This window comes from Enterobacteriaceae bacterium ESL0689 (genome assembly GCA_029433525.1).
In the GTDB taxonomy this organism is placed as follows: domain Bacteria; phylum Pseudomonadota; class Gammaproteobacteria; order Enterobacterales; family Enterobacteriaceae; genus JAQTIF01.
Window position 1 is genome coordinate 477,036 of record JAQTIF010000001.1, and the last position, 25,956, is coordinate 502,991.

General features: G+C 50.2%; 22 protein-coding genes. 4 read left to right on the plus strand and 18 right to left on the minus strand.

Going from position 1 to position 25,956, the window contains the following annotated elements; all coding sequences use genetic code 11:
* Positions 1 to 100: 100 nt before the first annotated feature.
* The 13 genes from PT300_02355 to trxA all read right to left on the minus strand — a co-directional run bounded on the left by PT300_02355 (position 101) and on the right by trxA (position 14,659).
* Complete coding sequence (locus PT300_02355) at positions 101 to 1,486, minus strand: amino acid permease (GenBank protein MDF7679513.1); 1,386 nt, start codon at positions 1,484 to 1,486, stop codon at positions 101 to 103.
* A gap of 224 nt (positions 1,487 to 1,710) precedes the next feature.
* Entirely contained in the window at positions 1,711 to 2,451 is a 741-nt protein-coding gene (gene wecG, locus PT300_02360; protein MDF7679514.1) for a lipopolysaccharide N-acetylmannosaminouronosyltransferase, read from the minus strand.
* An 18-nt stretch (positions 2,452 to 2,469) separates the two neighbouring features.
* Positions 2,470 to 3,804: an ECA oligosaccharide polymerase gene (gene wzyE / locus PT300_02365; GenBank protein ID MDF7679515.1), complete on the minus strand. Its 1,335-nt coding sequence runs from the start codon at positions 3,802 to 3,804 to the stop codon at positions 2,470 to 2,472.
* Positions 3,801 to 4,883: a TDP-N-acetylfucosamine:lipid II N-acetylfucosaminyltransferase gene (locus PT300_02370; protein ID MDF7679516.1), complete on the minus strand. Its 1,083-nt coding sequence runs from the start codon at positions 4,881 to 4,883 to the stop codon at positions 3,801 to 3,803. Before PT300_02370 ends, wzyE begins: the two co-directional genes overlap by 4 nt.
* Positions 4,880 to 6,130, minus strand: a complete 1,251-nt coding sequence (gene wzxE / locus PT300_02375) for a lipid III flippase WzxE (protein MDF7679517.1) — start codon at positions 6,128 to 6,130, stop codon at positions 4,880 to 4,882. The genes PT300_02370 and wzxE overlap by 4 nt, the downstream gene beginning before the upstream one ends.
* Before the next feature lies 1 nt (position 6,131).
* A complete protein-coding gene (rffA, locus tag PT300_02380; protein ID MDF7679518.1) occupies positions 6,132 to 7,262 on the minus strand; it encodes a dTDP-4-amino-4,6-dideoxygalactose transaminase in 1,131 nt (376 codons plus the stop codon).
* Between the two features lie 4 nt (positions 7,263 to 7,266).
* On the minus strand, positions 7,267 to 7,968 hold the full coding sequence (gene rffC / locus PT300_02385) for a dTDP-4-amino-4,6-dideoxy-D-galactose acyltransferase (GenBank protein MDF7679519.1): 702 nt from the start codon (positions 7,966 to 7,968) through the stop codon (positions 7,267 to 7,269).
* 19 nt (positions 7,969 to 7,987) lie between these two features.
* Positions 7,988 to 9,250: a UDP-N-acetyl-D-mannosamine dehydrogenase gene (wecC, locus tag PT300_02390; protein MDF7679520.1), complete on the minus strand. Its 1,263-nt coding sequence runs from the start codon at positions 9,248 to 9,250 to the stop codon at positions 7,988 to 7,990.
* Positions 9,247 to 10,377: a UDP-N-acetylglucosamine 2-epimerase (non-hydrolyzing) gene (wecB, locus tag PT300_02395; GenBank protein ID MDF7679521.1), complete on the minus strand. Its 1,131-nt coding sequence runs from the start codon at positions 10,375 to 10,377 to the stop codon at positions 9,247 to 9,249. The genes wecC and wecB overlap by 4 nt, the downstream gene beginning before the upstream one ends.
* The gene (gene wzzE, locus PT300_02400; GenBank protein ID MDF7679522.1) at positions 10,378 to 11,460 is read right to left on the minus strand and encodes an ECA polysaccharide chain length modulation protein; all 1,083 of its coding nucleotides are present in this window, start codon (positions 11,458 to 11,460) and stop codon (positions 10,378 to 10,380) included. It lies immediately after the preceding gene.
* Positions 11,450 to 12,544: a UDP-N-acetylglucosamine--undecaprenyl-phosphate N-acetylglucosaminephosphotransferase gene (gene wecA / locus PT300_02405; protein MDF7679523.1), complete on the minus strand. Its 1,095-nt coding sequence runs from the start codon at positions 12,542 to 12,544 to the stop codon at positions 11,450 to 11,452. The genes wzzE and wecA overlap by 11 nt, the downstream gene beginning before the upstream one ends.
* A gap of 183 nt (positions 12,545 to 12,727) precedes the next feature.
* Entirely contained in the window at positions 12,728 to 13,987 is a 1,260-nt protein-coding gene (gene rho / locus PT300_02410; protein ID MDF7679524.1) for a transcription termination factor Rho, read from the minus strand.
* A gap of 342 nt (positions 13,988 to 14,329) precedes the next feature.
* Complete coding sequence (gene trxA / locus PT300_02415) at positions 14,330 to 14,659, minus strand: thioredoxin TrxA (protein ID MDF7679525.1); 330 nt, start codon at positions 14,657 to 14,659, stop codon at positions 14,330 to 14,332.
* A gap of 252 nt (positions 14,660 to 14,911) precedes the next feature.
* Here trxA and rhlB point away from each other — a divergent pair, with 252 nt between their 5' ends.
* On the plus strand, positions 14,912 to 16,177 hold the full coding sequence (rhlB, locus tag PT300_02420) for an ATP-dependent RNA helicase RhlB (protein ID MDF7679526.1): 1,266 nt from the start codon (positions 14,912 to 14,914) through the stop codon (positions 16,175 to 16,177).
* A 3-nt stretch (positions 16,178 to 16,180) separates the two neighbouring features.
* On the plus strand, positions 16,181 to 17,665 hold the full coding sequence (gene gppA, locus PT300_02425; protein ID MDF7679527.1) for a guanosine-5'-triphosphate,3'-diphosphate diphosphatase: 1,485 nt from the start codon (positions 16,181 to 16,183) through the stop codon (positions 17,663 to 17,665).
* A gap of 8 nt (positions 17,666 to 17,673) precedes the next feature.
* Here gppA and rep read toward each other — a convergent pair whose 3' ends face one another.
* Positions 17,674 to 19,695 (minus strand): DNA helicase Rep, encoded by a 2,022-nt coding sequence (gene rep / locus PT300_02430; GenBank protein ID MDF7679528.1) that lies wholly within the window; start codon positions 19,693 to 19,695, stop codon positions 17,674 to 17,676.
* A gap of 197 nt (positions 19,696 to 19,892) precedes the next feature.
* Between rep and PT300_02435 the strand changes: the two genes are divergently transcribed.
* A protein-coding gene (locus tag PT300_02435; GenBank protein MDF7679529.1) for an IS1 family transposase occupies positions 19,893 to 20,587 on the plus strand; the annotation gives its coding sequence in 2 pieces (ribosomal slippage) (positions 19,893 to 20,142 and positions 20,142 to 20,587; 696 coding nt in all).
* A gap of 213 nt (positions 20,588 to 20,800) precedes the next feature.
* On the opposite strand, the gene PT300_02440 is transcribed toward PT300_02435, so the two are convergent.
* The 3 genes from PT300_02440 to ilvC form a co-directional block, all read right to left on the minus strand.
* Entirely contained in the window at positions 20,801 to 21,097 is a 297-nt protein-coding gene (locus PT300_02440) for a hypothetical protein (GenBank protein ID MDF7679530.1), read from the minus strand.
* Between the two features lie 169 nt (positions 21,098 to 21,266).
* A complete protein-coding gene (locus tag PT300_02445) occupies positions 21,267 to 21,590 on the minus strand; it encodes a hypothetical protein (GenBank protein MDF7679531.1) in 324 nt (107 codons plus the stop codon).
* Positions 21,591 to 21,749: 159 nt separating this feature from the next.
* The gene (gene ilvC / locus PT300_02450) at positions 21,750 to 23,225 is read right to left on the minus strand and encodes a ketol-acid reductoisomerase (protein MDF7679532.1); all 1,476 of its coding nucleotides are present in this window, start codon (positions 23,223 to 23,225) and stop codon (positions 21,750 to 21,752) included.
* A 297-nt stretch (positions 23,226 to 23,522) separates the two neighbouring features.
* Between ilvC and ilvY the strand changes: the two genes are divergently transcribed.
* Positions 23,523 to 24,413, plus strand: coding sequence for an HTH-type transcriptional activator IlvY (gene ilvY, locus PT300_02455; GenBank protein ID MDF7679533.1), 891 nt, complete (start codon positions 23,523 to 23,525; stop codon positions 24,411 to 24,413).
* Here ilvY and ilvA read toward each other — a convergent pair.
* Positions 24,410 to 25,954, minus strand: coding sequence for a threonine ammonia-lyase, biosynthetic (ilvA, locus tag PT300_02460; GenBank protein MDF7679534.1), 1,545 nt, complete (start codon positions 25,952 to 25,954; stop codon positions 24,410 to 24,412). The two genes, ilvY and ilvA, sit on opposite strands and share 4 nt — an antisense overlap.
* Between the last annotated feature and the right edge of the window lie 2 nt (positions 25,955 to 25,956).

Below are 25,956 nucleotides of genomic sequence, written 5' to 3' on the forward strand. Positions count from 1 at the left end.
AGCGCCGTTGCGGAGTCGGATAATACGGACTTCCCCCTCCGCTGTCCAGTGCCTTTTGCAATAAAACGTCTGTTTGCTCATGCTTTGTGCATTTTGTGCGTTAATCTGGCTGGCGTTCAATATCTTGCTGACGATCAAGGCCAAAGATCTTATAGATAAGCGTGACGACAGCCATAAACAGCATCCCCACCAGCAGCGACAGGCGGGTATCGTCATTAAATCCCATCCCGATCAGTACACAAACCAGAAATGCCATGGTTAAATAGTTCGCCCACGGGAAAAACAGTGAACGAAAAGGATGGCGTGCCATCTCCTTCTGATGCAGATGACGAAAACGAATCTGGCTAAACAGGATCACAAACCACGGCACCATCCCCGGTAATACGCTGGCGCTATAAACATAGACAAAAACACGTTGCGGGTTAGGAATAATATAGTTCAGACAGGAGCCAGTCAGCAAAATGACAATCGACAGCGCCACTCCGATGACCGGGACACCATGACGCGACACTCTGGCGATGACCGGGGGTAGCTGGCGATTCCTGGCCAGTGTATAGAGCATCCGTCCACAGCTATACATGCCGCTATTACAGCCAGAAAGCGCCGCGGTCAGAACCACAAAGTTAATGATACCGGCGGCGGTGGTAATACCGATTTTCGCAAAGGTCAGAACGAAAGGACTGCCATTAGTACCAATGTGATCCCACGGGAAAATGGTGACAATAACAAAAATGGCCCCGACATAAAAAATCAGAATACGCCACAAAACATTGCCTACCGCGCTACGCAATGTCACTTGTGGGTTCTTCGCCTCACCAGCGGTGATCCCGATAAGTTCCACCCCCTGATACGAAGCCACCACGATACATAACGCGGTCAGAAAACCTTTCCAGCCCCCGGCAAAGAAGCCACCGTGTTCTGTCAGGTTGCCGAAACCGAGTGTCTGGCCACCGTTACCAAAGCCAAAGAAGATCACCCCCAGTCCCGTGATGATCATGACGATAATGGTGGTCACTTTAATCATGGCAAACCAGAATTCAATCTCACCGTATAAGCGTACCGCCGCCAGGTTGGCCAGAGCCACCAGTCCGACGGCGATTAACGCCGGGATCCACTGCGCCAGATGCGGGAACCAGTACTGCACATACAAGCCAATCGCCGTAATTTCAGAAATCCCAACCGCCATCCACATAAACCAGTATGACCAGGCGGTCAGATACCCCATAAACGGGCCCATATAGCGATGGGCATAAACAGCAAAAGAGCCGGTGACGGGCTCAATAAACAGCATTTCACCCATTGAGCGCATAATTAAGAAGACAAATAAGCCCGCGATGATATACGCCAGTAAAACAGAAGGACCGGCCCACTTTAGCGTGCTGGCCGCGCCCATAAATAATCCTACCCCAATGGTTCCACCCAACGCGATGAGCTCAATGTGTCTGGCTTCCAGACCACGATGAAGCTCGGTTTTTTTCTCTGTCATATTGCCTCTGGTATTTGTTTTATTGTCGTTGTTTGCCGAATTTTGAGTTTCTGCTTCCCCTTCTGACCCAGAAAAGGAGCATAAACCGGTTATTTTTATCTATTGTTAATAAGAATCTACCCCATCAGGCTGTTTGACTTGATGGACGCTGATTTTGTCGAAGTGACAAATAAACGCTTTGTCAGTGAATCCATTAAGCGGCATCCTGCCACCAATGGGCAGCATCAGAGTTGCCCGGTGTAATACCAGCGTAAATAGCGCAGCAGACGGATCTGCCGTTTTATTCGCGTCGGCTGTAACAACAAGCGATACAACCACTCCAGCCCCATGTTTTGCCAGCACTTCGGCGCCCGGCGGACGTGGCCGGTAAAAACATCGTAAGTTCCGCCTACACCCATATATAACGCCGATGGGTAGATCGCCCGACAATCGCGCATCACTATCTCCTGACGGGGTGATCCCATTGCGACAGTCACAATCCGGGCACCACTATCACGTATGCGAGCAAACAAAGCCTGACGCTCATCCGCAGTAAAATAACCATCCTGGCTACCGACAATATTAACCTGCCAGCGCTCACGCAGCTGATGTACGGTCTGTGCCAGCACTTCCGGCTTTCCGCCAATCAGGAAAACGGGGGTGCCTTGCATCCCGGCACGTTCCATCAACGCTTCCCACAAATCAGCGCCAGCCACCCGTGCCACTTTTGCCTGGGGATATTTTTTACGCAATGCACGGATAATGCTGATACCATCCGCATATTTTAACTCTGCCGCCTCTATTAACTGCCGGATTTCCGGGTCATCCTCGACCGCCAGCATTTTTTCCGCATTGATAGCGATCAGCGTTCCCTGGCGAATAGCACCATCGCGATATAAGTAGTCCACCGCATGGCGCTTATTACGCCAGCCAATCAGCTGTAATCCCCGCAACAGATACAAGGGCGCAGAAGTATTTATAGTCATGTTCACTTTTTATTAAACTTACGATTGCCGCATGATCCGTGGCTGAATCAGTCCCGCACTTTTCAGCAGTCCATATAATAGTTTTGCTATTAACAAGCAAGCACCAAAAATAACCACGAAAAATACCACTCGTGAGCCGAATGCATCCAGCCCTTCCCGCGCCAGGACGATCAGGTTGAAAATGGCACCAAAACAGAAGCTATGCAGGATCGCCGCTTTGTAGCGATTATGCTCGCGGTTCCCCTGTTGATAAAGCCAGTCGAACCATTTAATAATCAGTCCAACCACCACCGCGCCCAACGGCACCAGCCAGATCCCCCCCATCACGATCAGCGAGCCAATCAGCGTCGGTGAAATCGCCAGCCCGGAGTGATTATCCAGCACTTCCCAGGTAAAGTAGTTCGCGCTGTTGAGTATCAGCGAGGGCCGTCCGTGCCACAGCCAGCCTGGAATAAAAACGTAGAAATCACGGATCATCGGTGCCAGCCCCTGGAAAGTGATCTGGTCATAGTTTTGCAACAGCAGCGCCAGATTTTCCCACGGCGAGAAGGTATCACGGGTCAGATAGAGGAAGGTGTAAAGCGCCTCATCACCACTGACATTCATGCCATAACGTTTGAGCGCCAGCCAGAACATTCCGCTGATCCCGGCAATGCCAGCGATAAACAACATCCACAAGTTTATCCAGCCACGCATAATGCCAATAAATAAAAAGATCGCGAACGCGATCATGATGTTGGCGCGCGTTCCGCCAACCATCATATAGGTTAATAAACCGAATGCCACCGTGCTCACCAGCAAGGCGATCCACGCTTTATAACTCTGATGCAGGAAATAAATCACCAGCATCGCCGGAATGAAAAAATAGAAAAAGCGCTTTAATGCCACCGCAGAGACTTCGCTGGAGAAGATCTGGCTATAGGTGCTCAATTTAAACAGTAAAAAACCGTTATAAACAAAGAAAATCCCGACAGATAATAATGCCACCGCCAGCAGCATTCCACAGGTCAGCCACGCCTCGACCCGATTGACCGTCAACAACGGACGAGCCGGATATGTCCGGGTCACTGAACTGATCCGCGTTTTGTAACTGACGTAATAGATCGCGTAGAAACAGACGGAGACCAGCAAAGTCTGCAACAATATTTCGGGCGGCGCGATAGCGATATCGAAACGGAATAGCAGCAGGCTGGTCAGCGGGAAACCAAAAAAGAAGGTCAGTAAAAACAGCAGCGAAAAAAATATATTGAAGTTAAAACGTACACGACGAAACTCAAACCAGGTGGTCGTCACGATAAAGAGTGTCGACAGCAGCCAGATGACCAGCAATCCGCAAAACTGCATTAACGTCATGTGTTCACTCCTGCCGCCAGCGGTAACGCCTGACGCCAGCCGGTCAGATAGTTCGGGCAGAAAAAGGCAATCCGGCTTTTATCCATCTGTGCTAACTGGCGCTGTGTTGCATATATCAGCTCAGGCGTCAGCACATCATCGGTAAACAGTACCGGAATACCCTGTTCAGTCATATCCAGCCAGAATGGGTTATCCCGATTCAGCACACAGGGGATATCGGCCTGAATCAATAAACATAATGTGCCAATACCCTGTTGCCGCGCAAACAGGAAGTAGCCTAAATCACACTGGCGGAGCAGGTCGAGATAAGCATTAAACGTCAGTTTCTGGTTCAGGATCTGTAGCTGTCCGGCGCCGAATAACGTCACTCCTGCGGTGCGCACTTCCTCAATATATTGCGCATTATTATCAGGATACCCCATCGGTACTATGACATTCACCGTATCACCGAACTGTCGATGGATAGCATGTAATGCCGCAAGATGTTGATTGCTGCGATCCCCTGAATTGCCGACCAGAATAGTCAGCTTTTCTCTCCTGGATGAAGTTCTGACCCGTCGATAATGACCGTTCAGCGCCATCGGCGTCGGGAAATAGAGCCGTTTGCCTGGGACATGGGGACAGCGGCGGGCAAACTCGTTCAGATCCCCCTGTGTCGCAAAGACATGGCCGACCCGTTTCTGTGCCAGCCGTCGGACGGGATAGAAAAGACGAAATTTCAGACCGGTGGCATTTTGATATAAATCAGCCCCCCAGATATGCCAGTTAAACTGAGACGGGTGGATCTCTCCACTGAGCAGCGCTATCCATAAGCGGCTATTAAACTGGCCGTGGAAAAAAAAACGCTGATGACGATCCGCTTTTGCCCGCGCGATGACCGCCCTGGCCAGCGCCATTTTCCCCGGATAACCAGTGACAGATAATCGCGGATAAGCCTCAGCCATATCGTTGCTCCCGGCAACGATCATAAATGTTCTTGCCTGTGGATCATCGGTGGCCAGATGGTCATTAAAGAAGCGTAAAATGGTCTGATTGTGATGCGGAATCGCGGACCCCAGTACATGTATCAGTGTTGTCATCCTCGTCTGCACCAAAGTAAAAATGCGCCACTACAAACAACAAAATAGACGCTATAGGTCATCATATATGCCTGTACCGCCCCTGCCGCGCCATGGGCCGGAATCAGCCAGGACGAAAACAGCATCAACAGCGTAAACTGACTCACTTCCGCCAGAATATACAGGCGTAGTGATGCTTTTGCGATCACCAGATAGCCGTAAACATAAGCCCCGACTTTCAATACATCCCCTGCCAGTTGCCAGGCGAACAGATCGCGCATCGCTGAAAAACGCTCAGAGAACAGCAACCCGATGGCGAAATCGCGCAACAGCCAGATAGCTAAGCTTATCGTTGCTACAAGCGGAAGAACAAATTTTAACGTATTGATAATTTCGCGGATCAGCGCTGTTTTTACCGTCTGGCGCGACAGCGCCGGTAACAGATAAACGCTAAATGAAGCGGTAATAAATTGCAGCCAGGCATCGGAAAATGTACTCACACCTTGCCATAACCCCACCGCCTGCCAGCCATCATACTTCGCCAGTGAGTTTCGCATCATCACATAAGCCACCGGCAAAGTCAGTGATGTTATCAGTGCCATCAGAGTAAATTTGAAAAGCTGCCTTGCAAAGTCACTCTCCCAGCGCGGGAAGAAATCACTGGGTGTCAGTGCGTTGTGGCGATATAGCGCCACTGCCGCCGGAAGAGCCACCAGTGCTGGCATCAGCGCCAGACCCAGCAATGCACCCTGATAGCCAGCCAGAGAGTAGCAAATACAGTAGACGACAACCCCTGCCAGGCTGCCGATAATCAGCGATAACGCATTGCCCGCTGCATCGCGCAAGCCCTTTATCATTGCCAGTAACAGGTTGCTCCACGCGATGCCCATCTGAACCAGAGCCACAAGGCGTATCACCCCCTGGTAATGGGTATGGCCAAAGACGACCTGACTGACAGGCGCGGCAGCCAGCAGGAACAGGAGTGCCAGCAAGGTTGAGGAGCAAAGGACTATCGTGGATGCCGTACCGGTGACAGCACTAAGTTGTTGCCGATCATCCGCATACTGCGCGACCAGCCTGGTGACACCGTTGAAAATACCGGCACCCGCCAGCACACCCAGCACGGTTATCAACTGGCGAAAATTACCTGCCTGACCAATACCGGCGGGGCCAAATTTAACAGCCAGCAGTTTCACCACCAGCAATCCGGCCATGATTTTGACCAGTGTCGACGTGGCCGTCCATAATGACGCTTTCGCCAGCGACATATCAGGAGAAATAGTCTGACAGCGCATTGATCACCGTGTGCTGGTCAGCAAATGACAGGTTATAAAACAGCGGCAGACGCAAAAGACGTTCACTCTCAGCGCTGGTAAAACGATCTTCACCATGAAACTGACCAAAATGCTTGCCTGCGGGGCTGCTGTGCAGTGGGATATAGTGGAATACCGCGATGATCTCCTGCTTGCTCAGCCAGGCGATCAACTTGCTGCGCTCTGCCATGTCGCGGAGTCTGATATAAAACATATGCGCGTTGTGACTACAACCCACCGGAACCGCGGGAAGTTCGATATGCCCGGCCTGCGCCAGGGGTTGCAGCGCATCATAATAGCGCTGCCATAACGCCTGTCGCTGCTGATTAATCTGCTCCGCCACTTCCAGTTGCGCCCATAAACAGGCCGCCTGCACATCAGACATCAGATAGCTGGAGCCAATATCACGCCAGGTATATTTATCCACCACACCACGGAAAAAGTGACTGCGATCGGTGCCCTTCTCGCGGATAATTTCCGCACGCTCGATCAGCTGGCTATCATTAATTAACACCGCGCCACCTTCACCCGCCGCAGTATAGTTTTTCGTTTCGTGAAAACTAAAGCAGCCGATATGGCCGATCGTCCCTAACGCCCGGCCTTTGTAAGTTGACATTACGCCCTGAGCCGCATCTTCGACCACCATCAGATGATAGCGTTTTGCCAGCGCCATGATGGTATCCATTTCACAGGCGACACCGGCATAATGTACCGGCACAATCGCCCGGGTTCGGTCACTTATCGCCGCCTCGATCTGTGTTTCATCAATATTCATGGTGTCACGACGAATATCGACAAAAATAATTCTGGCCCCACGCAGAACAAAAGCGTTGGCAGTAGAGACGAAGGTGTAGCTCGGCATGATCACTTCGTCACCGGGCTGGATATCCAGTAATAATGCGGCCATCTCCAGTGCGGCAGTACCGGAGGGAGTCAGCAACGCCTTCGCCGTACCAAAATGCTGTTCTATCCATTGCTGACAGCGGCGGGTAAAAGCCCCGTCACCACATAGTTTGCCACTGCCAAGGGCCGATTGTATGTACTCAAGTTCGCTTCCCACCACTGGGGGCGCATTAAAGGGGATCATCATATCACCTGTATAACCAGTATGCGGTGTGCGCTATATTGGCACCGCTCATAATATAACGCTTAAGGGCAGCGGTATTCCCCATCTGAGTGGCAACCCGCAACGCAGAAAATCCGTGATCATAAGCCCAGCGCTGGGCCGCTTGTATCAATTCTGCTCCGGCACCGCGTCCTGCTAACAGGCCAATGCGGGCTTGTGTCTCATTATGCTGGCGCAGGGAGACAAAAGCACGGATATCACCATTGGCAGCACGAAAAATCAGGCACTGATCATCGAAGCGGCCCCGTACCGCGTTCTCAATCCATTGGGCATAAAAACAACTGTCGGCATTCGCGGCGTACCACGGAGAACGGAAACGGCTATGAGTAAAAGCCTGTGCCGCCAGCTGGCGTAATCGTGGAATATCTGCCGATGTTGCCACTTCACCCCCTGCTGCGTTGGGGAGACCGACAGGCAACAGCAGATCAATTTCTCCCTCCACCAGCTGAAAGCCCCGTTGTTGTAGGGCCTCAATACGCGCCGTATCGCTGGCAGCTACTTTTGCCTGCACCCGCGCCCAGCCAGCCAGCGCTTGTGGGTTCAGCGGCGAGGCGTCATCGTCAAAGTGCAGAATAGCGCTATCAAGACCAAAAAAACGACTTTCCCATTCCAGAAATTCAAGACGGGCATGGAGCGGCTGGCAAGGTGCTGAATATAAATGCGTCATCGCAATAATAACGTCCCGCTCACTGCCAGATGCCTTTGCTATCGATAAGATAAGGGTGTGCCACACGCTCCCGGTCGATCATTTTAAAGGCGTGATGATCCACTAACATCACCACGACATCAGCGCAGGCCAGCGCCTCATCGACCGTCACCAGCGAGCATAATCCTGCCAGCGCATGAGGCAACTGGTGAATGTTGGGCTCGACAACCAGTGTTTCACCGGGGTGCCAGCGGGCAATTTGCTGCACAATCTCCAGCGCCGGGCTTTCGCGCAAATCATCAATATCAGCTTTAAAAGCCAGGCCAAAACAGGCAATTTTCAGTTCATTAGCACGCTGGTTGCGGGCCGCAAGGCAATCTGCTACCCGCGCCTTGACCTGCTGAACAACCCACGTGGGTTTATGATCATTGATTTCACGAGCGGTACGGATTAGCCGTGCCTGTTGCGGGTTCTGTGCGACAATAAACCACGGATCAACAGCAATACAGTGGCCGCCGACTCCCGGCCCGGGTTGCAGAATATTGACACGCGGATGACGGTTAGCCAGGCGGATCAATTGCCAGACGTTAATTCCCTGGCGGGCGCAAATCAGCGACAGTTCATTGGCAAAGGCGATATTCACGTCGCGAAAACTATTTTCTGTTAACTTACACATTTCCGCCGTGCGGCTGTCTGTCACCACACATTCACCCTGCAGAAAAATACGATAAAGCTCGCTGGCCCGCGCGGAACAGCGCGGTGTCATCCCACCAATTACCCGATCGTTTTTAATCAGTTCGACCATGATCTGACCGGGCAAGACCCGCTCAGGACAATAGGCAATATTAATATCAGCCGCTTCACCAGCCTGTTGTGGAAAGCGTAAATCCGGGCGCATTTCGGCCAGCCAGGCCGCCATCTGCTCTGTCGCGCCTACCGGAGAGGTGGATTCCAGTATCACCAGCGCCCCTTTCTGCAATACCGGAGCAATTGATCTTGCCGCAGCTTCCACAAAGGACATATCAGGCTCATGCTGATCTTTAAAAGGGGTGGGGACGGTGATCAGGTAAGCATCGGCAATCACAGGTTGCGTCGTGGCGCTGAAATATCCCTGTTCGACCGCACTTTTAACAATGTTCGCCAGATCCGGCTCCACAATATGGATCTCACCACGGTTAATGGTCTCCATCACCTGTGGATTGGTATCCACACCCACCACCCGTTTTTGTCGGGCAGCAAATGCTGCAGCGGTTGGCAAACCGATATATCCCAGTCCGATCACCGAAATGGTAGAAAAACTCATAACATTACCTGATTATTTTTAAGAGCTGACAAAATACGACAACATGCCTGTCCGTCACCATAAGGATTGTGCGCCCGACGCATAGCGTCACAGGCGCTATCATCCCTGAGCAGATGCGTCACTTCATTCACAATACGCTGACTGTCGGTTCCCACCAGACGTACTGTCCCTGCGGCAACAGCTTCCGGGCGTTCAGTGATATCACGCATCACCAGCACCGGTTTCCCCAGCGACGGCGCTTCTTCCTGGATACCGCCGGAATCGGTGAGGATAAGCCACGCGTGATCCATTAACCAGACAAACGGCAGGTAGTCCTGCGGCTCAATCAAGATCACGTTATCGATGTGACTAAGAAGGCGGTTAACCGGCTCTCTGACATGGGGATTCAAATGCACCGGATAAACAATTTGTACCTCAGGATGGCTGGCCGCAATCCAGGCCAGCGCCTGACAGATTTTATCAAAACCCTGACCAAAGTTTTCCCGCCGGTGGCCCGTCACCAGAATCGTCTTTTTGTCCGTCATCATAAAGGGGTAACGCTGCATTAATTGATGGTGCAGCCCCTGATCACGCTGTATCCGGGTGCGCACCCAGAACAACGCATCAATACCGGTATTGCCAGTGACGGTGATACGGCTGGCGGCAATATTTTCGCGTAACAGATTCTGCTGCGACGTTGGGGTCGGGGCAAAATGATAGGTCGCCAGATGTCCAGTCAGTATGCGATTTCCTTCCTCTGGCCACGGTGAGTACAGATTACCGGTTCGTAGCCCCGCCTCGATATGTCCTACTGCAATACGCTGGTAGAATGCGGCCAGACTCGCCGCAATCGTCGTGGTGGTATCGCCATGAACCAGCACCACATCGGGACGAAATGATTCCAGAACCGGCTTCAATCCTGCGAGGATACGACAGGTTATGGTGGTGAGATCCTGATCGGGCTGCATAATGTTGAGATCATAATCAGGCTCGATGGCAAATAACTTCAGCACTTGATCGAGCATCTCCCGATGTTGTGCCGTGACGCACACTTTCGCTTCAAACCCGCGATCTTGCGCCAGGGCATGCACCAGAGGCGCCATTTTGATGGCTTCGGGTCGGGTACCAAATATGGTTAATACTTTCATTTATTCACTGAACCGACGACGTGACAAAGCAACTCCTGCGCCAATGAACCCACCGACAATCCCCCACATTACCATCAGAAAAAGTCGCCGTGGACTATCACGTTTTATGGGCTCTTCCGGGGTACGCAAATAGCGATATGTCTGAAAACGGGGATCTAATACCGGCCCGGCAGTAAGCGTATTCAGTATCGCCCGGTCCTGCTCATAATCAGCACTGTACTCTGGCCCCACAGCCTGCAGGCTCTCCAGTTGGGCCTGTAGCATCGACTGACCTAATAAAAACAGCTCAGCATCCGGTAATTGCCCAAGTGGGATCTCTGCAATATCACGCGAAATATTGTGCTGCTGGGCAATTTTCAGCGCCTGTTCAACGCGCTTTGTCCGACGGCTGAAGATTTCGTATGCCACTTCTTGCTGGCGTTTCACCTGGGCGCTCATTTGTACCGTATGCACACCCCAGGCTTCCCTGAGCTCATCATTAAGATGCCTGGCTGCCCGCTGGCTGGCGAAAGCCACGTACTGACGGAGTAAATTATTGGCGTCGGCTGCCGTTTCGGCGATCAGTTTGACACTATCCTGGGTGTGTTTAACGCTATCGCCCGCAATAAACTGGATATCGCTAATCAGTTCATCGAGTAATACCGCGTCAGCATGTGCATTACCCGAGCGACGCTGTTTGTAATAGTCTGTCTGCATCCAGAAATCGCGGCGGCTATCCCAGGATCGCTGCTGCATGATAAATTCGTTATAGACTTCATCCATCACCGAAGGGCTGTCTACCGCTGGGCTATTTTTTTTGCCATCCAGATCGCGTAAAAATTGCTGTTGCGCATAGTAACTGCCCAGCATGTTCATGGTGGGCCGATCGGTGATCGCCATTGCGCTCCATTGCTGACGGGCAAAGAAAGCATAAATCAGCACAATGAGTGCAAATAGTAGCGCCATGCTGATTATCCAGATTTTTCCCGCCCATAAGGTGCGAAACAGTCCGCGAATATCAAGTTCGTTTTCAATGTTCACTGCACATACTCCCGGTAATGGGGGGATAGTTGTCTTCCCGATCCTACTTGACTCATTTTGCATTATTGCCACTATAGCGCCGCATCCTGCGTTTGAAATGCTTAATCCGCCGCGCTATTTTCCAGGCACGTTTGATACAGTAACCATAAAGGGAAAAAGATAACAAAAAGAGAATGAACATCACCCATTCAGGTATCGCGTAGATGTATTCTGCGACGATGCCCACCGCCGCCAGCAATGCTGCCATCAGTGTGATCAGAACAAACGTTTGTCTGGCCGTGAAGCCGGCACGCATAATCAAATGGTGTATATGTTGACGATCCGGTGAGAACGGGCTCATCCCTTTACGCAGGCGACGATACATAATCGCCACCATATCCATCAAAGGGATAGCAATCACCCATAGTGCTGTTACCGGATTCATGGCGCGCATTTTTCCCTGCGTCGTCTCCAGAAGAAGCCAGATGATAGTAAAACCGAGCATGGTACTGCCAGCATCGCCCATGAAAACTTTGTAACGCTGCCCCAGCACACCAAGATTAAACAAAATATAGGGCAGCGTGGCGGCGATCATCGCAAAACACCACATTGCCAGACTGTACTGACCCTTAAGAGATAGAATGATGCCGATCGCGGCAAAACAGACTGACGATACCCCACCCAGCAGGCCATCAATACCATCGATCATATTAAATGCGTTGATCGCCGCCCAGACCGCAAAAAGGGTAAGGAAGAAACCAAACGGGCCCAGTACGAGTTCCCAGGGGCCTAAGATACAGCCCAGGCTGCTTAAATAGAGATTGCCCGCGGTCATCATAATAATGGCAATGACCGCCTGGATAACCGCACGAATTTTGACGCTAAGATCAAATCGGTCATCCAGTGCGCCCACCAGGACAAGAATACCGGCACAGATCAGATATAACGTTGCATGAGGGATATAGGCATTGCTAATAATAGCGTTAAAACAGATGCCTGCGTAAATTGAGATCCCCCCGACCAGCGGAACCAGACCATGATGCCGTTTTCGATAGTTAGGCTTATCCACTAACCCAATTTTGATTGCCACTTTCCTGATGACAAGAAGAAAAAGGGTGGTGAACAAAAAAATACTGATTAATTCAATAATAGCAGTGGATAAATTCACAGCGCATACGCTCTCAGCATAGTTAATCCCTGGGAGTATAACGATGATACGTCAACTCCTGAAGGCGTAAAGCAGAACCTGACAAATCGACTACAGGATACCCGATTCTATCCCTTCTTTTGAGATAGGCCATCACCAAAATAAAACGCCACGCAGTTGCGTGGCGTCGCTGACGGGGTTGGCTTACGATCGTTTCATCATATCAAAGAAATCATCATTCGTTTTGGTCATCGCCAGTTTATTGATCAGGAACTCCATCGCGTCAATTTCACCCATCGGGTGGATAATTTTACGCAAGATCCACATTTTCTGTAATTCTTCCTGCGTGGTTAACAGCTCTTCTTTACGAGTACCAGAACGGTTGTAATCGATGGCCGGGAAGACACGTTTTTCGGCAATTTTACGTGAAAGATGTAATTCCATATTCCCCGTGCCTTTAAACTCTTCATAAATCACTTCGTCCATCTTCGAACCGGTATCAATCAGCGCGGTCGCGATAATCGTCAGACTGCCGCCTTCTTCTACATTACGTGCCGCCCCAAAGAAACGCTTCGGACGATGCAGGGCATTGGCATCGACCCCGCCGGTCAATACTTTACCGGAAGCCGGAACCACGGTGTTGTAAGCACGCGCCAGGCGGGTAATGGAGTCGAGCAGGATAATGACATCTTTTTTGTGCTCGACCAGCCGTTTCGCTTTCTCGATAACCATCTCGGCAACCTGAACATGGCGCGAGGCGGGCTCATCAAAAGTAGACGCTACCACTTCACCTTTGACCAGACGCTGCATCTCGGTGACTTCTTCCGGACGTTCGTCAATGAGCAGCACCATCAGGACACAGTCAGGGTGATTATACGCAATGCTCTGGGCAATATTTTGCAGCAGCATTGTTTTACCGGCTTTCGGTGGCGCAACAATCAAACCACGCTGGCCACGACCAATCGGCGAGGCTAAATCCAGTACCCGGGCGGTTAAGTCCTCAGTAGAGCCGTTACCGCGTTCCATACGCAACCGTGAGTTGGCGTGTAGCGGTGTTAAGTTCTCAAATAAGATCTTATTGCGCGCATTTTCTGGCTTATCGAAATTCACTTCGTTGACTTTCAACAGCGCAAAATAGCGTTCACCCTCTTTAGGAGGTCGGATTTTTCCGGAAATCGTATCACCGGTGCGGAGGTTAAAACGGCGGATTTGACTGGGAGAGACATAGATATCATCAGGGCCGGCAAGGTAAGAGCTGTCTGCGGAGCGGAGGAAACCAAACCCATCCTGCAGTATCTCCAGCACACCATCGCCGAAAATATCTTCGCCACTCTTCGCATGCTGTTTGAGGATCGCGAAGATAATATCCTGTTTACGCATACGGGCCAGGTTTTCCAGCCCCATATTTTCGCCGAGAGTAATCAGTTCAGAAACCGGCGTATTCTTTAATTCGGTAAGATTCATAATGATGTGGGTTCTTAAACTCGGGGTAGAACTCGAACTTAATGTTGTGAATGGTATGGCAGAAATATCCATGCCTGTTAATTTATATGGCTTTCATCTCGTGCCTGTACGTTGCCTGGTCACAGGAAAGAACGCAGTGCTGAAACGACAAAACGGAAGAGTGATAAGCCCGGAATATCTAGCCTCTCGCATGTTCTTTTCGGGAAGCTTCGGGTACAACCAGATTCAAAACAATAGATATGTTTAAAATAGAGCCAGCCATTAAATTAGCACGACTACACACTGACGTCCAGAGTTCCGCTAAAAATAGCAGAACACTGGAAAATCAGAATAACAAACAGCTTACGCCAGGCTGGCATCAAGAAAGTCTTTGAGCTGCCCTTTAGACAGCGCACCCACTTTCGTCGCCACCACTTCGCCGTTTTTAAACAGCAGCAGTGTAGGAATGCCGCGAATGCCATACTTCGGCGCAGTCGCTGGATTCTGATCGATATTCAGTTTCGCAATGGTGAGTTTGCCTTGATACTCTTCAGCGATCTCATCCAGAATCGGGGCGATCATTTTGCACGGACCACACCACTCTGCCCAGAAATCAACAAGGATGAGTCCGTCAGCTTTGAGTACGTCGGTGCCAAAACTATCGTCAGTCAGGTGAATAATTTTATCGCTCATATTTAACTCCACAGGAATAGGCCTGGTGTGCGGGTGTCGAGCCATCAATGACACGCCGATATTTCACACACGCTATTTTTCAGAATGCATCCTTCAGTGCAACGACGCACGCAGTCGTCTAAACTTTCGTCAATTCATCCGTTTATCACGGATGCATTCGACATCATTTTGCGTATTCGCCAGCGAAAGGTTAACGTTATTTCACCGGATACGCTTTCTTAATGCAACATTAAGCTGATATTCTACCACACTATGAGCAAAACACATTTAATACAACAGAAGTTTTCCGACTTCGCCCTGCATCCGGCAGTGATAGAAACCCTTGAAAAACAAGGGTTTCATCATTGCACGCCCATTCAGGCGCTGGCGCTTCCATTAACACTGGAAGGTCGCGACGTTGCCGGGCAGGCGCAAACAGGAACCGGCAAAACGCTGGCGTTTCTGACGTCGACGTTTCATTATCTTCTTTCTCATCCGGCCGGCACAGATCGCCAGGTCAACCAGCCGCGTGCGCTGATTATGGCGCCGACACGCGAACTGGCGGTGCAGATCCATGCGGATGCTGAGCCACTGGCGCAGGCGACCGGGCTGACCCTGGGTCTGGCTTATGGCGGTGATGGCTATGATAAACAGCTAAAAGTGCTGGAAAGTGGCGTCGATATTCTGATTGGCACCACGGGCCGTATTATCGATTACACGAAACAAAATTACATTAACCTTAGCGCGATTCAGGTGGTCGTGCTGGATGAAGCGGATCGCATGTACGATCTCGGCTTTATTAAAGATATTCGCTGGCTATTTCGTCGCATGCCACCGGCTAATCAGCGTCTCAATATGTTGTTCTCGGCGACACTCTCCTATCGGGTTCGTGAACTGGCGTTTGAACAGATGAACAACGCGCAATACATTGAAGTCGAACCTGAGCAGAAAACAGGTCATCGCATTAAAGAAGAGTTGTTTTACCCTTCTAACGAAGAAAAAATGCGTCTGTTGCAAACGCTGCTGGAAGAAGAGTGGCCAGAGCGTGCCATTATCTTTGCCAATACCCGGCATCGTTGTGAAGATATCTGGGGACATCTTGCGGCCGATGGCCATCGTGTCGGGTTGTTAACCGGCGATGTTGCGCAGAAAAAACGTCTGCGTATTCTCGAACAATTCGCCCGTGGTGATATCGATATTCTGGTGGCGACTGACGTTGCCGCACGCGGTTTGCATATTCCGCAAGTCACCCACGTCTTTAATTACGACTTACCTGATGACTGCGAAGATTATGTACACCGTATTGGCCGTACCGGTCGCGCGGGTGCCAGTGGTAGCTCAATCAGCCTGGCCTGTGAAGAGTATGCGCTGAACCTGCCCGCGATTGAGGCTTATATCGGTCATCCTGTTCCGGTCAGTAAATATAACCCGGATGCGCTGTTAAGCGACTTGCCGAAACCATTACGGCTGACACGTTCACGCCCGGGTAATGGTCCTCGCCGTAATGGGACACCGCGTAACCGTCGTCGCCCAGGCTAGCCTATGCCCCACGCTGCCTCGCTGTATGCCGCCATCGACCTGGGTTCCAGTCGCTTTCATATGTTGGTGGTGCGCGAGGTGGCAGGTAGTATTCAGGTACGCTATCGCATTAAGCGTAAAGTTCACCTTGCTGCCGGACTCAACCAGGATAACCAGCTGTCCACTGCCGCGATGGAGCGTGGCTGGCAGTGTCTTCGCTTGTTTGCCGAATGTTTGCAGGATATTCCGCCAGCACATATCCGTGTGGTCGCGACAGCTACCTTACGGCTGGCGGTGAATGCCAGCCAGTTTCTGACAACCGCGCAGGATATCCTGCAATTTCCGGTGCAGGTGATCAGTGGTGAGGAAGAAGCACGTCTGATATATCAGGGAATGGTCTGTACCACCAGCGGAGAAAAACAACGGCTGGTTGTGGATATTGGCGGCGCTAGCACGGAGCTGGTAACCGGTACTGGCGCACAGGCCACGTCGCTATTCAGCCTGTCGATGGGTTGTATCACCTGGCTGAATCGCTACTTTGCGAATCATCGCCTGAGCGCGGAAAATTTCACCTGTGCTGAACAGGCGGCCTGCGCGGTTTTATCGCCAGTGGTTGCGGCTCTCACTCACCATCACTGGGAGACCTGTGTCGGGGCATCGGGTATCCTGCAGACGTTACAGGCAATCATGCTGGCACAAGGCATGGATGAACGTATCACACTGGCTAAATTGCAGCAGATCAAACAGCTGGTCATTCAGTGTCGCACCCTGGATAAGCTCAAAATTACCGGTCTGAGCGCGGATCGCACTGGCGCTTTTCCTGGCGGACTGGCGATTCTGATCGCCCTCTTCACTCAGCTTCCCGTTCAGGACATCACTCTCGCGGGCGGAGCATTACGCGAAGGACTGATTTATAGCATGCTGCCGCCCGCTGTCGATGCGGATATCCGTCATCGTACCCTGCGCAATATCCAGCAACGTTTTATGATTGATATCGCCCAGGCGGAGCGGGTCACAGATCTGGCCATTGCGCTGAACAATCAGCTAAAAGGTCCGTGGATGCTGGAGTCGCTGAGTCGTGATTTACTCCTTTGTGCCTGTGCTCTGCATGAAATTGGCCTCAGTATTGGCTTCCATCATGCGCCACAACATGCGGCTTATTTACTGAGTCACCTCGATATGCCGGGTTTTACTCCGGCACAGAAAAATCTGCTGGCGACTTTACTGCTGAACCAGACTAATTCTGTCGATATTTCATCACTGCACCAGCAAAATGCCGTGGCATCACCGGTGGCGGAACACCTGTGTCGGCTGCTACGCCTCGCCATTCTGTTCGCCAGTGGAGGGCATGATGATCAGTTACCTGCCATCACCCTGATAACTCAGGGTGAAAAAATGCGACTGACACTGCCGTCAGGCTGGCTGGAGAGTCATCCACTGAGCCGGGAACGGGTGGCCCAGGAGTGCCAGTGGCAGGGTGACGTCCACTGGACACTGATGATCGTTTAAGAAACCGGTTACTTCTCTTTGGCTTTTGCCAGCATTGCCCGCAGACTCGCCACATGGGCCTGGCCTTGTTGCATCCGCTGCTCGGGGGAGACAACCCTGCGCGGCTGTTCCCATTGCAGATCATCCTGCGGCAGCTCCAGCAAAAAGCGACTGGGCTCCGGGCGCACCAGTTCACCATACTGACGGCGTTCTTTACACAAGGTAAAGGTCAACTCCTTTTGTGCCCGAGTGATGCCGACGTAGGCCAGTCGACGCTCTTCATTAATATTCTCTTCATCAATACTGCTTTGATGCGGCAGCAATCCCTCCTCCATGCCGACCAGGTAAACATAAGGAAATTCCAGCCCTTTCGCCGCATGTAGAGTCATCAACTGAACCTGATCGGACTCGTCATCGGATTCGTCCCGTTCCAGCATGTCCCGCAGGGTGAAACGGGTAACTACCTGGGTGAGCGACATGGCTTCGTCAATCTCGTTGCCTTCTAACATGGCGGTCATCCAGCTAAATAACTGATTGATATTTCTCATCCGCATTTCTGCCGCTTTCTGGCTTGAGGATGTTTCATACAACCAGGATTCATAATCCACGCCACGGATCAGATCGCGCACGGCGATAACCGGTTGCTGTTCCGCCAGCCGCTGGATATCACTCAGCCAGCGGGTAAACTCGCTCAGCTTCTGGTAACTCCGCCCGCTCATGCTCTGGCTAAGCCCGATGTCAAAACTGGCAGAGAACAAACTTTTATTGCGCATCTTCGCCCACTCGCCCAGCTTTTGCAGTGTCGTCGGGCCAATTTCGCGTTTTGGCGTATTAACGATGCGCAGAAACGCACTGTCATCATCAGGATTCGTCAGAACACGCAGGTAAGCCAGCAGATCTTTAATTTCTGCACGGGAAAAAAACGATGTTCCACCGGAAATCCTGTAGGGAATACGGTTTTGCATCAATACCTTTTCAAATACCCGTGACTGATGATTACCACGGTAAAGAATCGCGTAATCTTTGTACTGTGTGCAGTTCACAAAGTGGTGCGCGATCAGTTCACCGATCACCCGTTCAGCCTCATGCTCTTCATGACTGGCGGAGAGCACTTTTAATTCTGCGCCATAAGCCAGCTTAGAAAACAGACGCTTTTCGAACACATGGGGATTATTGGCGATCAGAATATTGGCCGCTTTCAGGATCCGTCCGGATGAACGATAGTTCTGTTCCAGCTTGATCACCTGTAATGCGGGAAAATCCTCTTTTAACAACGCCAGGTTTTGCGGTCTGGCACCACGCCAGGAGTAGATCGACTGATCATCATCCCCCACGACAGTAAAACGTGCCCGCGTGCCTGCCAGTAATTTGACCAGCTGGTACTGGCTGGTGTTAGTATCCTGATATTCATCGACCAGCAGATAGCGGATCTTGTTTTGCCAGCGCTGACGAACCGCTTCATTATGTTGCAGCAAGCGGGTTGGCAATAAAATAAGATCGTCAAAATCGAGGACATTACACGCTTTCAGATGGGTATCATAACGTTGATAGCACAGCGCAAAGAGACGATCCCGTTCACTTTTCGCGCTGGCCATTGCCTGTGCGGGAGTTTGTAACTCATTTTTCCAGTGAGAGATTGTCGCGATCAGTTGCTGTTGCTTTTCTTTATCATCATCAAGTAAATCCTCTGTCAGCTCTTTTAATAACACCAGCTGATCGGTGTCATCAAACAGTGAGAAGTTAGCTTTCATCCCCAGCGCGGCAAATTCACGCTTAATAATATCCAGCCCAAGGGTATGAAAAGTGGAAATCATTAATCCACGCGCTTCCTTGCGTCCGAGGGTTTGCCCGACACGCTCTTTCATTTCACGTGCCGCTTTGTTGGTAAAAGTGACCGCCGCAATCTGCCGCGGCTGATAACCACAATGGCGGATCAGGTGGGCGATTTTTTGGGTGATAACACGGGTTTTACCAGAACCCGCCCCTGCCAGCACCAGGCAAGGGCCGGTCACGAATTCGACAGCATGTTGCTGGCCTGGATTTAAACGCATGGAAGTCTTGCTCAATCGGTAAACGGAAAGGGATTGTAGCAGAAAGTGATCGCGAAATTGACAGGCAAAGGGCTGGGTTGAACCACGCCTGACAATCCACCTGATAAAGGTTTTTTGTTTACCGGGAGGCAATAAAAGGTCATGTATTCAACGTGTTTATCATGTTGTATAATCACTCTTTTTAACCGGTGCGCCAGATGGCTAAAATTGATGTAACATGCCCGTTTTGTCAACAAACTGAACCCGTTAAAAAGCATGGTCTGGGCAAAGCTGGATTTCAGCGCTATCGCTGTCAGTCATGCTGCCGTACTTTCCAGGTCGATTACGCTTACCGTGCCTGCCTGCCCGGCATGAAAGAACAAATTGTTGACCTTGCCATGAATAATGCCGGTATCCGCGATACCGCAAGGACTCTGCATATCAGCATTAATGCCGTTGTCCGCACTTTAAAAAACTCGCCCTACGATGTGTAACCACGTTTCCGCTGGATAATCAGCAAATCCAGCTTATCTGTGAAGTGGATGAGATGTGGTCTTTTGTCGGCAGTAAAAAGCAGCAACGCTGGCTGTGGTATGCATGGGAGCCTCGCCTCAAACGAATTATTGCTCATACTTTTGGACGCAGAAGCAAAAAGACACTGCGCAGGTTACTGAAATTATTGTCAGGTTTTAATATTGCCTTCTGGTGTACAGATAACTTCAGCGCATATGACATACTGCCGGATGAAAAACATATCAGGGGTAAGCTTTATACACAGCGGATTGAACGGGAAAACCTGAATTTGCGTAACCGATTAAAGCGACTGAATCGTAAGACTCTGGGGTACTCAAAATCTTTTGAAATGCATGACAGGATCATTGGTACTTTTATTGAGCGCGAATATTATGTTTGAGACGAGATAAACACATTGAATACATCACCGATTACGTCGACGTGTATTAAAATAAAATTCCTGGAAACTATTTCATTATTTAAATAGTTATTATGTCAGAAATATAAACACCATGAGTAATTCGGCTTTAACAATTGAAGCTGTTTCTGATACTTTAGTTATCAAGTCTATCATTGAGAAGAGTTCCGGTTCTTCAAAAGAAAAGTAAACGCTTTAAATGCCATTTTCAATGGAACAAAAATATATTGCAACAAAGGCAACGACGGCTACCACTATCAATGATGATCGATCAGGAGGATCGTTGGGATCATTCCCTAATAATAACTCAAACAATAACCAGGAATATACAAAAAATAATAAAAGGCAAGCTTTAATGAATTTTTTCTTTAAATCAATCGACATCGACATATATGTCATTTTATCTTTTTCTGAAACTTCTTTTAATATTGCTAATTCATTTAACGTAAATCCATGTTGACGTAACTTCTCTTCTATCTCAAAATCATTCATTATAAAATGCATCTTCTTTATCAATATTATATTTATAAAATAATAGAATTAAAATTAAAAAGCAACATGATATTTTAAAAAAATTATTTTCCGATAGATTCTGTTTTTCCAGAAGAAAATACTAATCTCTCTTAACTGCTCCGGTAATAAACCACCCTCATAGCGGCTGTCATTGAGAAGAGCTACGGTTTTTCCGAAGAAAAGTAAAAGCTTTCAACCCCAATTTTAACGGAGCAAAAACACATGCTAACACAGAAAAAAAGATTGCCACCACTATAAAAAACCCTGGATCATCATCAGATAAACATTGCAATAACAACAAGGAGTTAATAAAGGGCAAAAAAACACAAGCTCTAATAAACCTACTCTTTAAATCCATTAATAATGATAAATAAGTCTCTTTCTCTCTTATTGCAATTGTCCTTAATAACGCTATTTCTTTTCGCGTAAAACCATGCTGACACAATTTTTCTTCGTTCTCAGATTCATTCATTATACGCACCGTTTTTAATTCATGTTATCTGCATAATAGTGGAGTTGATCTTAAAAAAAATGAATATTCGCCGCCAGAGATCACAAAAACGAACAAGCGACCCGGTATCACCACCGGGTCGCTTGCTGTTATTACTTTATTCGTTACTGATAACAGGTGTTATTCTGCTACGGCAATACGTTTCATATCCGTCATATAGCCACGCAGTTTCTTACCTACCTGCTCAATAGGATGATGACGAATCGCTTCGTTAACATCGCGTAACTGCGTATTATCTACCGCCCCGGCAGCTATCGCTGTGCCTAAATCACCCGGCTGTAGCGTGGTCATAAATTCTTTCAGTAATGGCACACAGGCATTAGCGAACAGGTAATTACCATATTCAGCAGTATCAGAAATAACGACATTCATTTCATACAGACGTTTACGGGCAATGGTATTGGCAATCAGCGGCAGTTCATGCAGTGATTCATAGTAAGCGGATTCAGCGATAATACCGGATGATACCATCGTTTCGAACGCCAGCTCGACCCCGGCTTTCACCATCGCGATCATCAGCACACCGTTATCAAAATATTCTTGTTCGCTGATTTTTCCGGCATATTGTGGTGCCGTTTCGAAAGCGGTTTTGCCGGTCTCTTCACGCCAGGTCAGTAGTTTCTTATCACCATTGGCCCAGTCCGCCATCATGTTCGATGAAAATTCCCCGGAAATGATGTCATCCATATGCTTGCGGAACAGGGGAGCCATAATGGTTTTCAGTTGTTCAGACAGCGCATAAGCGCGCAGTTTCGCCGGGTTGGACAATCTGTCCATCATCAACGTGATACCGCCTTGTTTCAGTGCTTCGGTCACGGTTTCCCAGCCGAACTGGATCAGTTTTTCCGCATAAGCGGGATCGACACCCTCAGCGACCAGCTTATCAAAACATAACAGAGAACCGGCCTGTAACATACCACACAGAATGGTCTGTTCACCCATCAGATCAGATTTGACCTCCGCCACAAAAGAAGATTCCAGTACCCCGGCACGATGGCCGCCGGTTGCCGCAGCCCACGCTTTGGCGATCGCCATCCCTTCCCCTTGTGGGTCATTTTCCGGGTGTACCGCGATCAGTGTTGGTACGCCAAAACCACGTTTATACTCTTCGCGCACTTCTGTACCCGGACATTTTGGCGCAACCATCACCACTGTGATGTCTTTCCGGATCTGCTCGCCAACTTCTACGATATTGAAACCGTGCGAGTAGCCCAATGCGGCCCCTTTTTTCATCAGCGGTTGTACGTCGCTCACCACTTTTGAGTGCTGTTTGTCTGGCGTCAGATTAACCACCAGATCCGCTTGCGGAATAAGTTCTTCATAGGTGCCCACCGTAAAGCCATTTTCCGTTGCCCTGCGCCACGAAGGACGTTTTTCAGCAATGGCTTCTTTACGCAGTGCATAAGCAATGTTCAGCCCCGAATCGCGCATATTCAGCCCCTGATTCAGTCCCTGAGCACCACAACCGATAATAACCACTTTTTTGCCCTGTAAATAACTGGCCTCTTCCGCGAACTCTTCGCGTGCCATAAAGCGACATTTACCCAGCTGTGCCAGTTTCTGGCGCAGATTCAGTGTATTAAAGTAATTAGCCATAAATAAACTCCCTGATTTCGTCATATGATGTTCATGGCTCGCACGGGCGAGAATGAACCTACTATATGACAGGAAATTTATTGCGGAAATTGATATATTAACAACATAAATTGCAATAAATGAAACATAGAACCTATCCCACCAGGTGTTATTGGCGCAGCCAGTTTGGACACGGACAGCGCGGAGAAACCGCAGCGTACACGTTAGTACGTGAGGATTTCGAGCACTGCCCAGGGCCAAAATGGCAAGTAAAATAGCCTAATGGGATAGGTTCATAACATCAGAGATGGGTTCCGCATGGATTTACGCGATCTGAAAACCTTCCTGCACCTGACAGAAAGCCGCCATTTTGGCCGTAGTGCGCGCGCGATGCATGTCAGCCCGTCGACACTTTCACGGCAAATCCAGCGGCTGGAAGATGACATCGGGCAACAGTTATTCATTCGTGATAATCGTACCGTTATCCTGACGGAAGCCGGAGAACAACTGCGCGTTTTCGCCCAGCAAACGCTACTGCAATACCATCAATTACGCCATACCCTCGATCAGCAGGGGCCATCGCTATCGGGGGAGTTGCATATTTTCTGTTCCGTGACGGCGGCCTATAGCCACCTGCCACCAATCCTCGATCGTTTCCGCGCCCAACACCCTTCGGTGGAGATTAAGCTGACTACCGGTGATGCCGCCGATGCGGTGGAGAAAGTAGTTACCCATGAGGCGGATTTAGCGATCGCCGGTAAGCCCGAAACCCTGCCAGGGGTCATCGCTTTTTCGATGCTAGAAAACCTTAGCGTGGTGCTGATTGCTCCGGCCTTAGCTTGTCCGGTACGCAGCCAAATCCTGCAGCCAACACCCGACTGGTCAACGGTGCCATTTATTACCGCTGACCAGGGGCCAGTACGCCATCGGATCGAACGTTGGTTTCGTCGCCATAAGATCCATAATCCGGCTATTTACGCGACGGTCAGCGGTCATGAAGCGATGGTGTCAATGGTTGCTCTGGGGTGCGGCGTCACCCTGTTACCCGAAGTAGTGCTGGATAACAGCCCGGAACCGGTGCGCAACCGGGTGGTGATTCTGGAGCGGAGCGATGATGATCCCCCGTTCGAACTTGGCGTCTGCGTACAGAAAAAGCGGCTCAGTGAGCCGCTGATTAATGCATTCTGGTCCGGTTTGCCCAACCATTAACCGGCGAGAAAGAAGTGGAACGCCGGATTATTGGTTTCATCATGACACTCATAGCCCAGCTCGTTGAGGCGGGTTTCAAAATCCGGTTCATGATCACCCAGCTCAAATGCAGCAAGAACACGACCATAATCGGTGCCATGACTACGATAGTGAAACAGCGAAATATTCCAGTGCGTGCCCAGGGTTTGCAGAAATCTGAGCAATGCCCCCGGCGATTCGGGAAACTCAAAGCTAAATAAACGCTCCTGTAGCGGTTTTGATGGTCGTCCACCGACCATATAACGCACATGCAGTTTTGCCATTTCGTCGTCGGAAAGGTCGACCACGCTGTAGCCGCCCTGAGACAACAGCTCAATAATCTCCTGGCGTTCCTCCAGACCACGGCTCAGGCGCACGCCAACAAAAATACAGGCATTTTTCGTATCGGCGAAACGGTAGTTAAATTCGGTGACAGAACGCCCTCCCAGTAACTGACAGAATTGCAGGAAACTTCCCGGCGTTTCCGGGATCGTGACCGCCAGCAGCGCTTCACGCTGTTCCCCCAGTTCACAGCGTTCTGACACATAGCGTAAAACATGGAAGTTAACGTTAGCGCCGGACAGGATATGTGCCAGCCGTTCGCCGCAGATATGATGCTGGGCGATATATTTCTTCAGCCCGGCAAGCGCCAGGGCACCTGAAGGCTCCGCTACCGCCCGCACATCTTCAAACAGATCTTTCATCGCCGCACAAATCGCATCGCTATCGACAGTGATAATGTCGTCAATATATTGCTGACACAGACGGAAAGTCTCATCACCGATCCGTTTTACCGCCACCCCTTCGGCAAACAATCCTACCCGTGCCAGATCAAGCGGATGTCCAGCCTCCAGTGCCGCCTGCAGGCAGGCAGAGTCTTCCGCTTCCACTGCGATAACTTTTATTTGCGGCATCAGTTGCTTAATCAACACCGCCACTCCGGCCGCCAGACCACCTCCGCCCACCGGCACAAAAATACGATCCAGATGCGCATCCTGGCGTAATAGTTCCAGTGCGATGGTTCCCTGACCCGCGATAACCATCGGATGATCAAAAGGAGGCACCCAGGTAAGATGTTGCTGTTGCGCAAGAGCCATTGCTTTCGCTTTCGCCTCATCGAAGTTAGCACCATACAACAGCACTTCCCCCCCGAGGCGACGCACCGCATCAACTTTGATATCTGCCGTAGCCACCGGCATGACAATCAATGCTTTGATCCCCAGACGAGAGGCTGAAAATGCCACTCCCTGCGCATGATTACCGGCGGAGGCCGTAATCACCCCCTGGGCCTTCTGGGCGTCAGTTAACCCCGCCATCATCGCGTAGGCACCGCGTAGTTTGAAACTATTAACCGGCTGGCGATCTTCGCGTTTTACCATAATGGTGTTATCCAGCCGCGATGAGAGTTTCTCCATTTTCTCTAGTGGCGTGGTTTGCACGACCTCATAAACAGGTGCGCGTAATATCGCCCTGAGATATTCCGCTCCTTCCGGAGTGGCAGATAAAGGCTGTGATTCAGCCATTG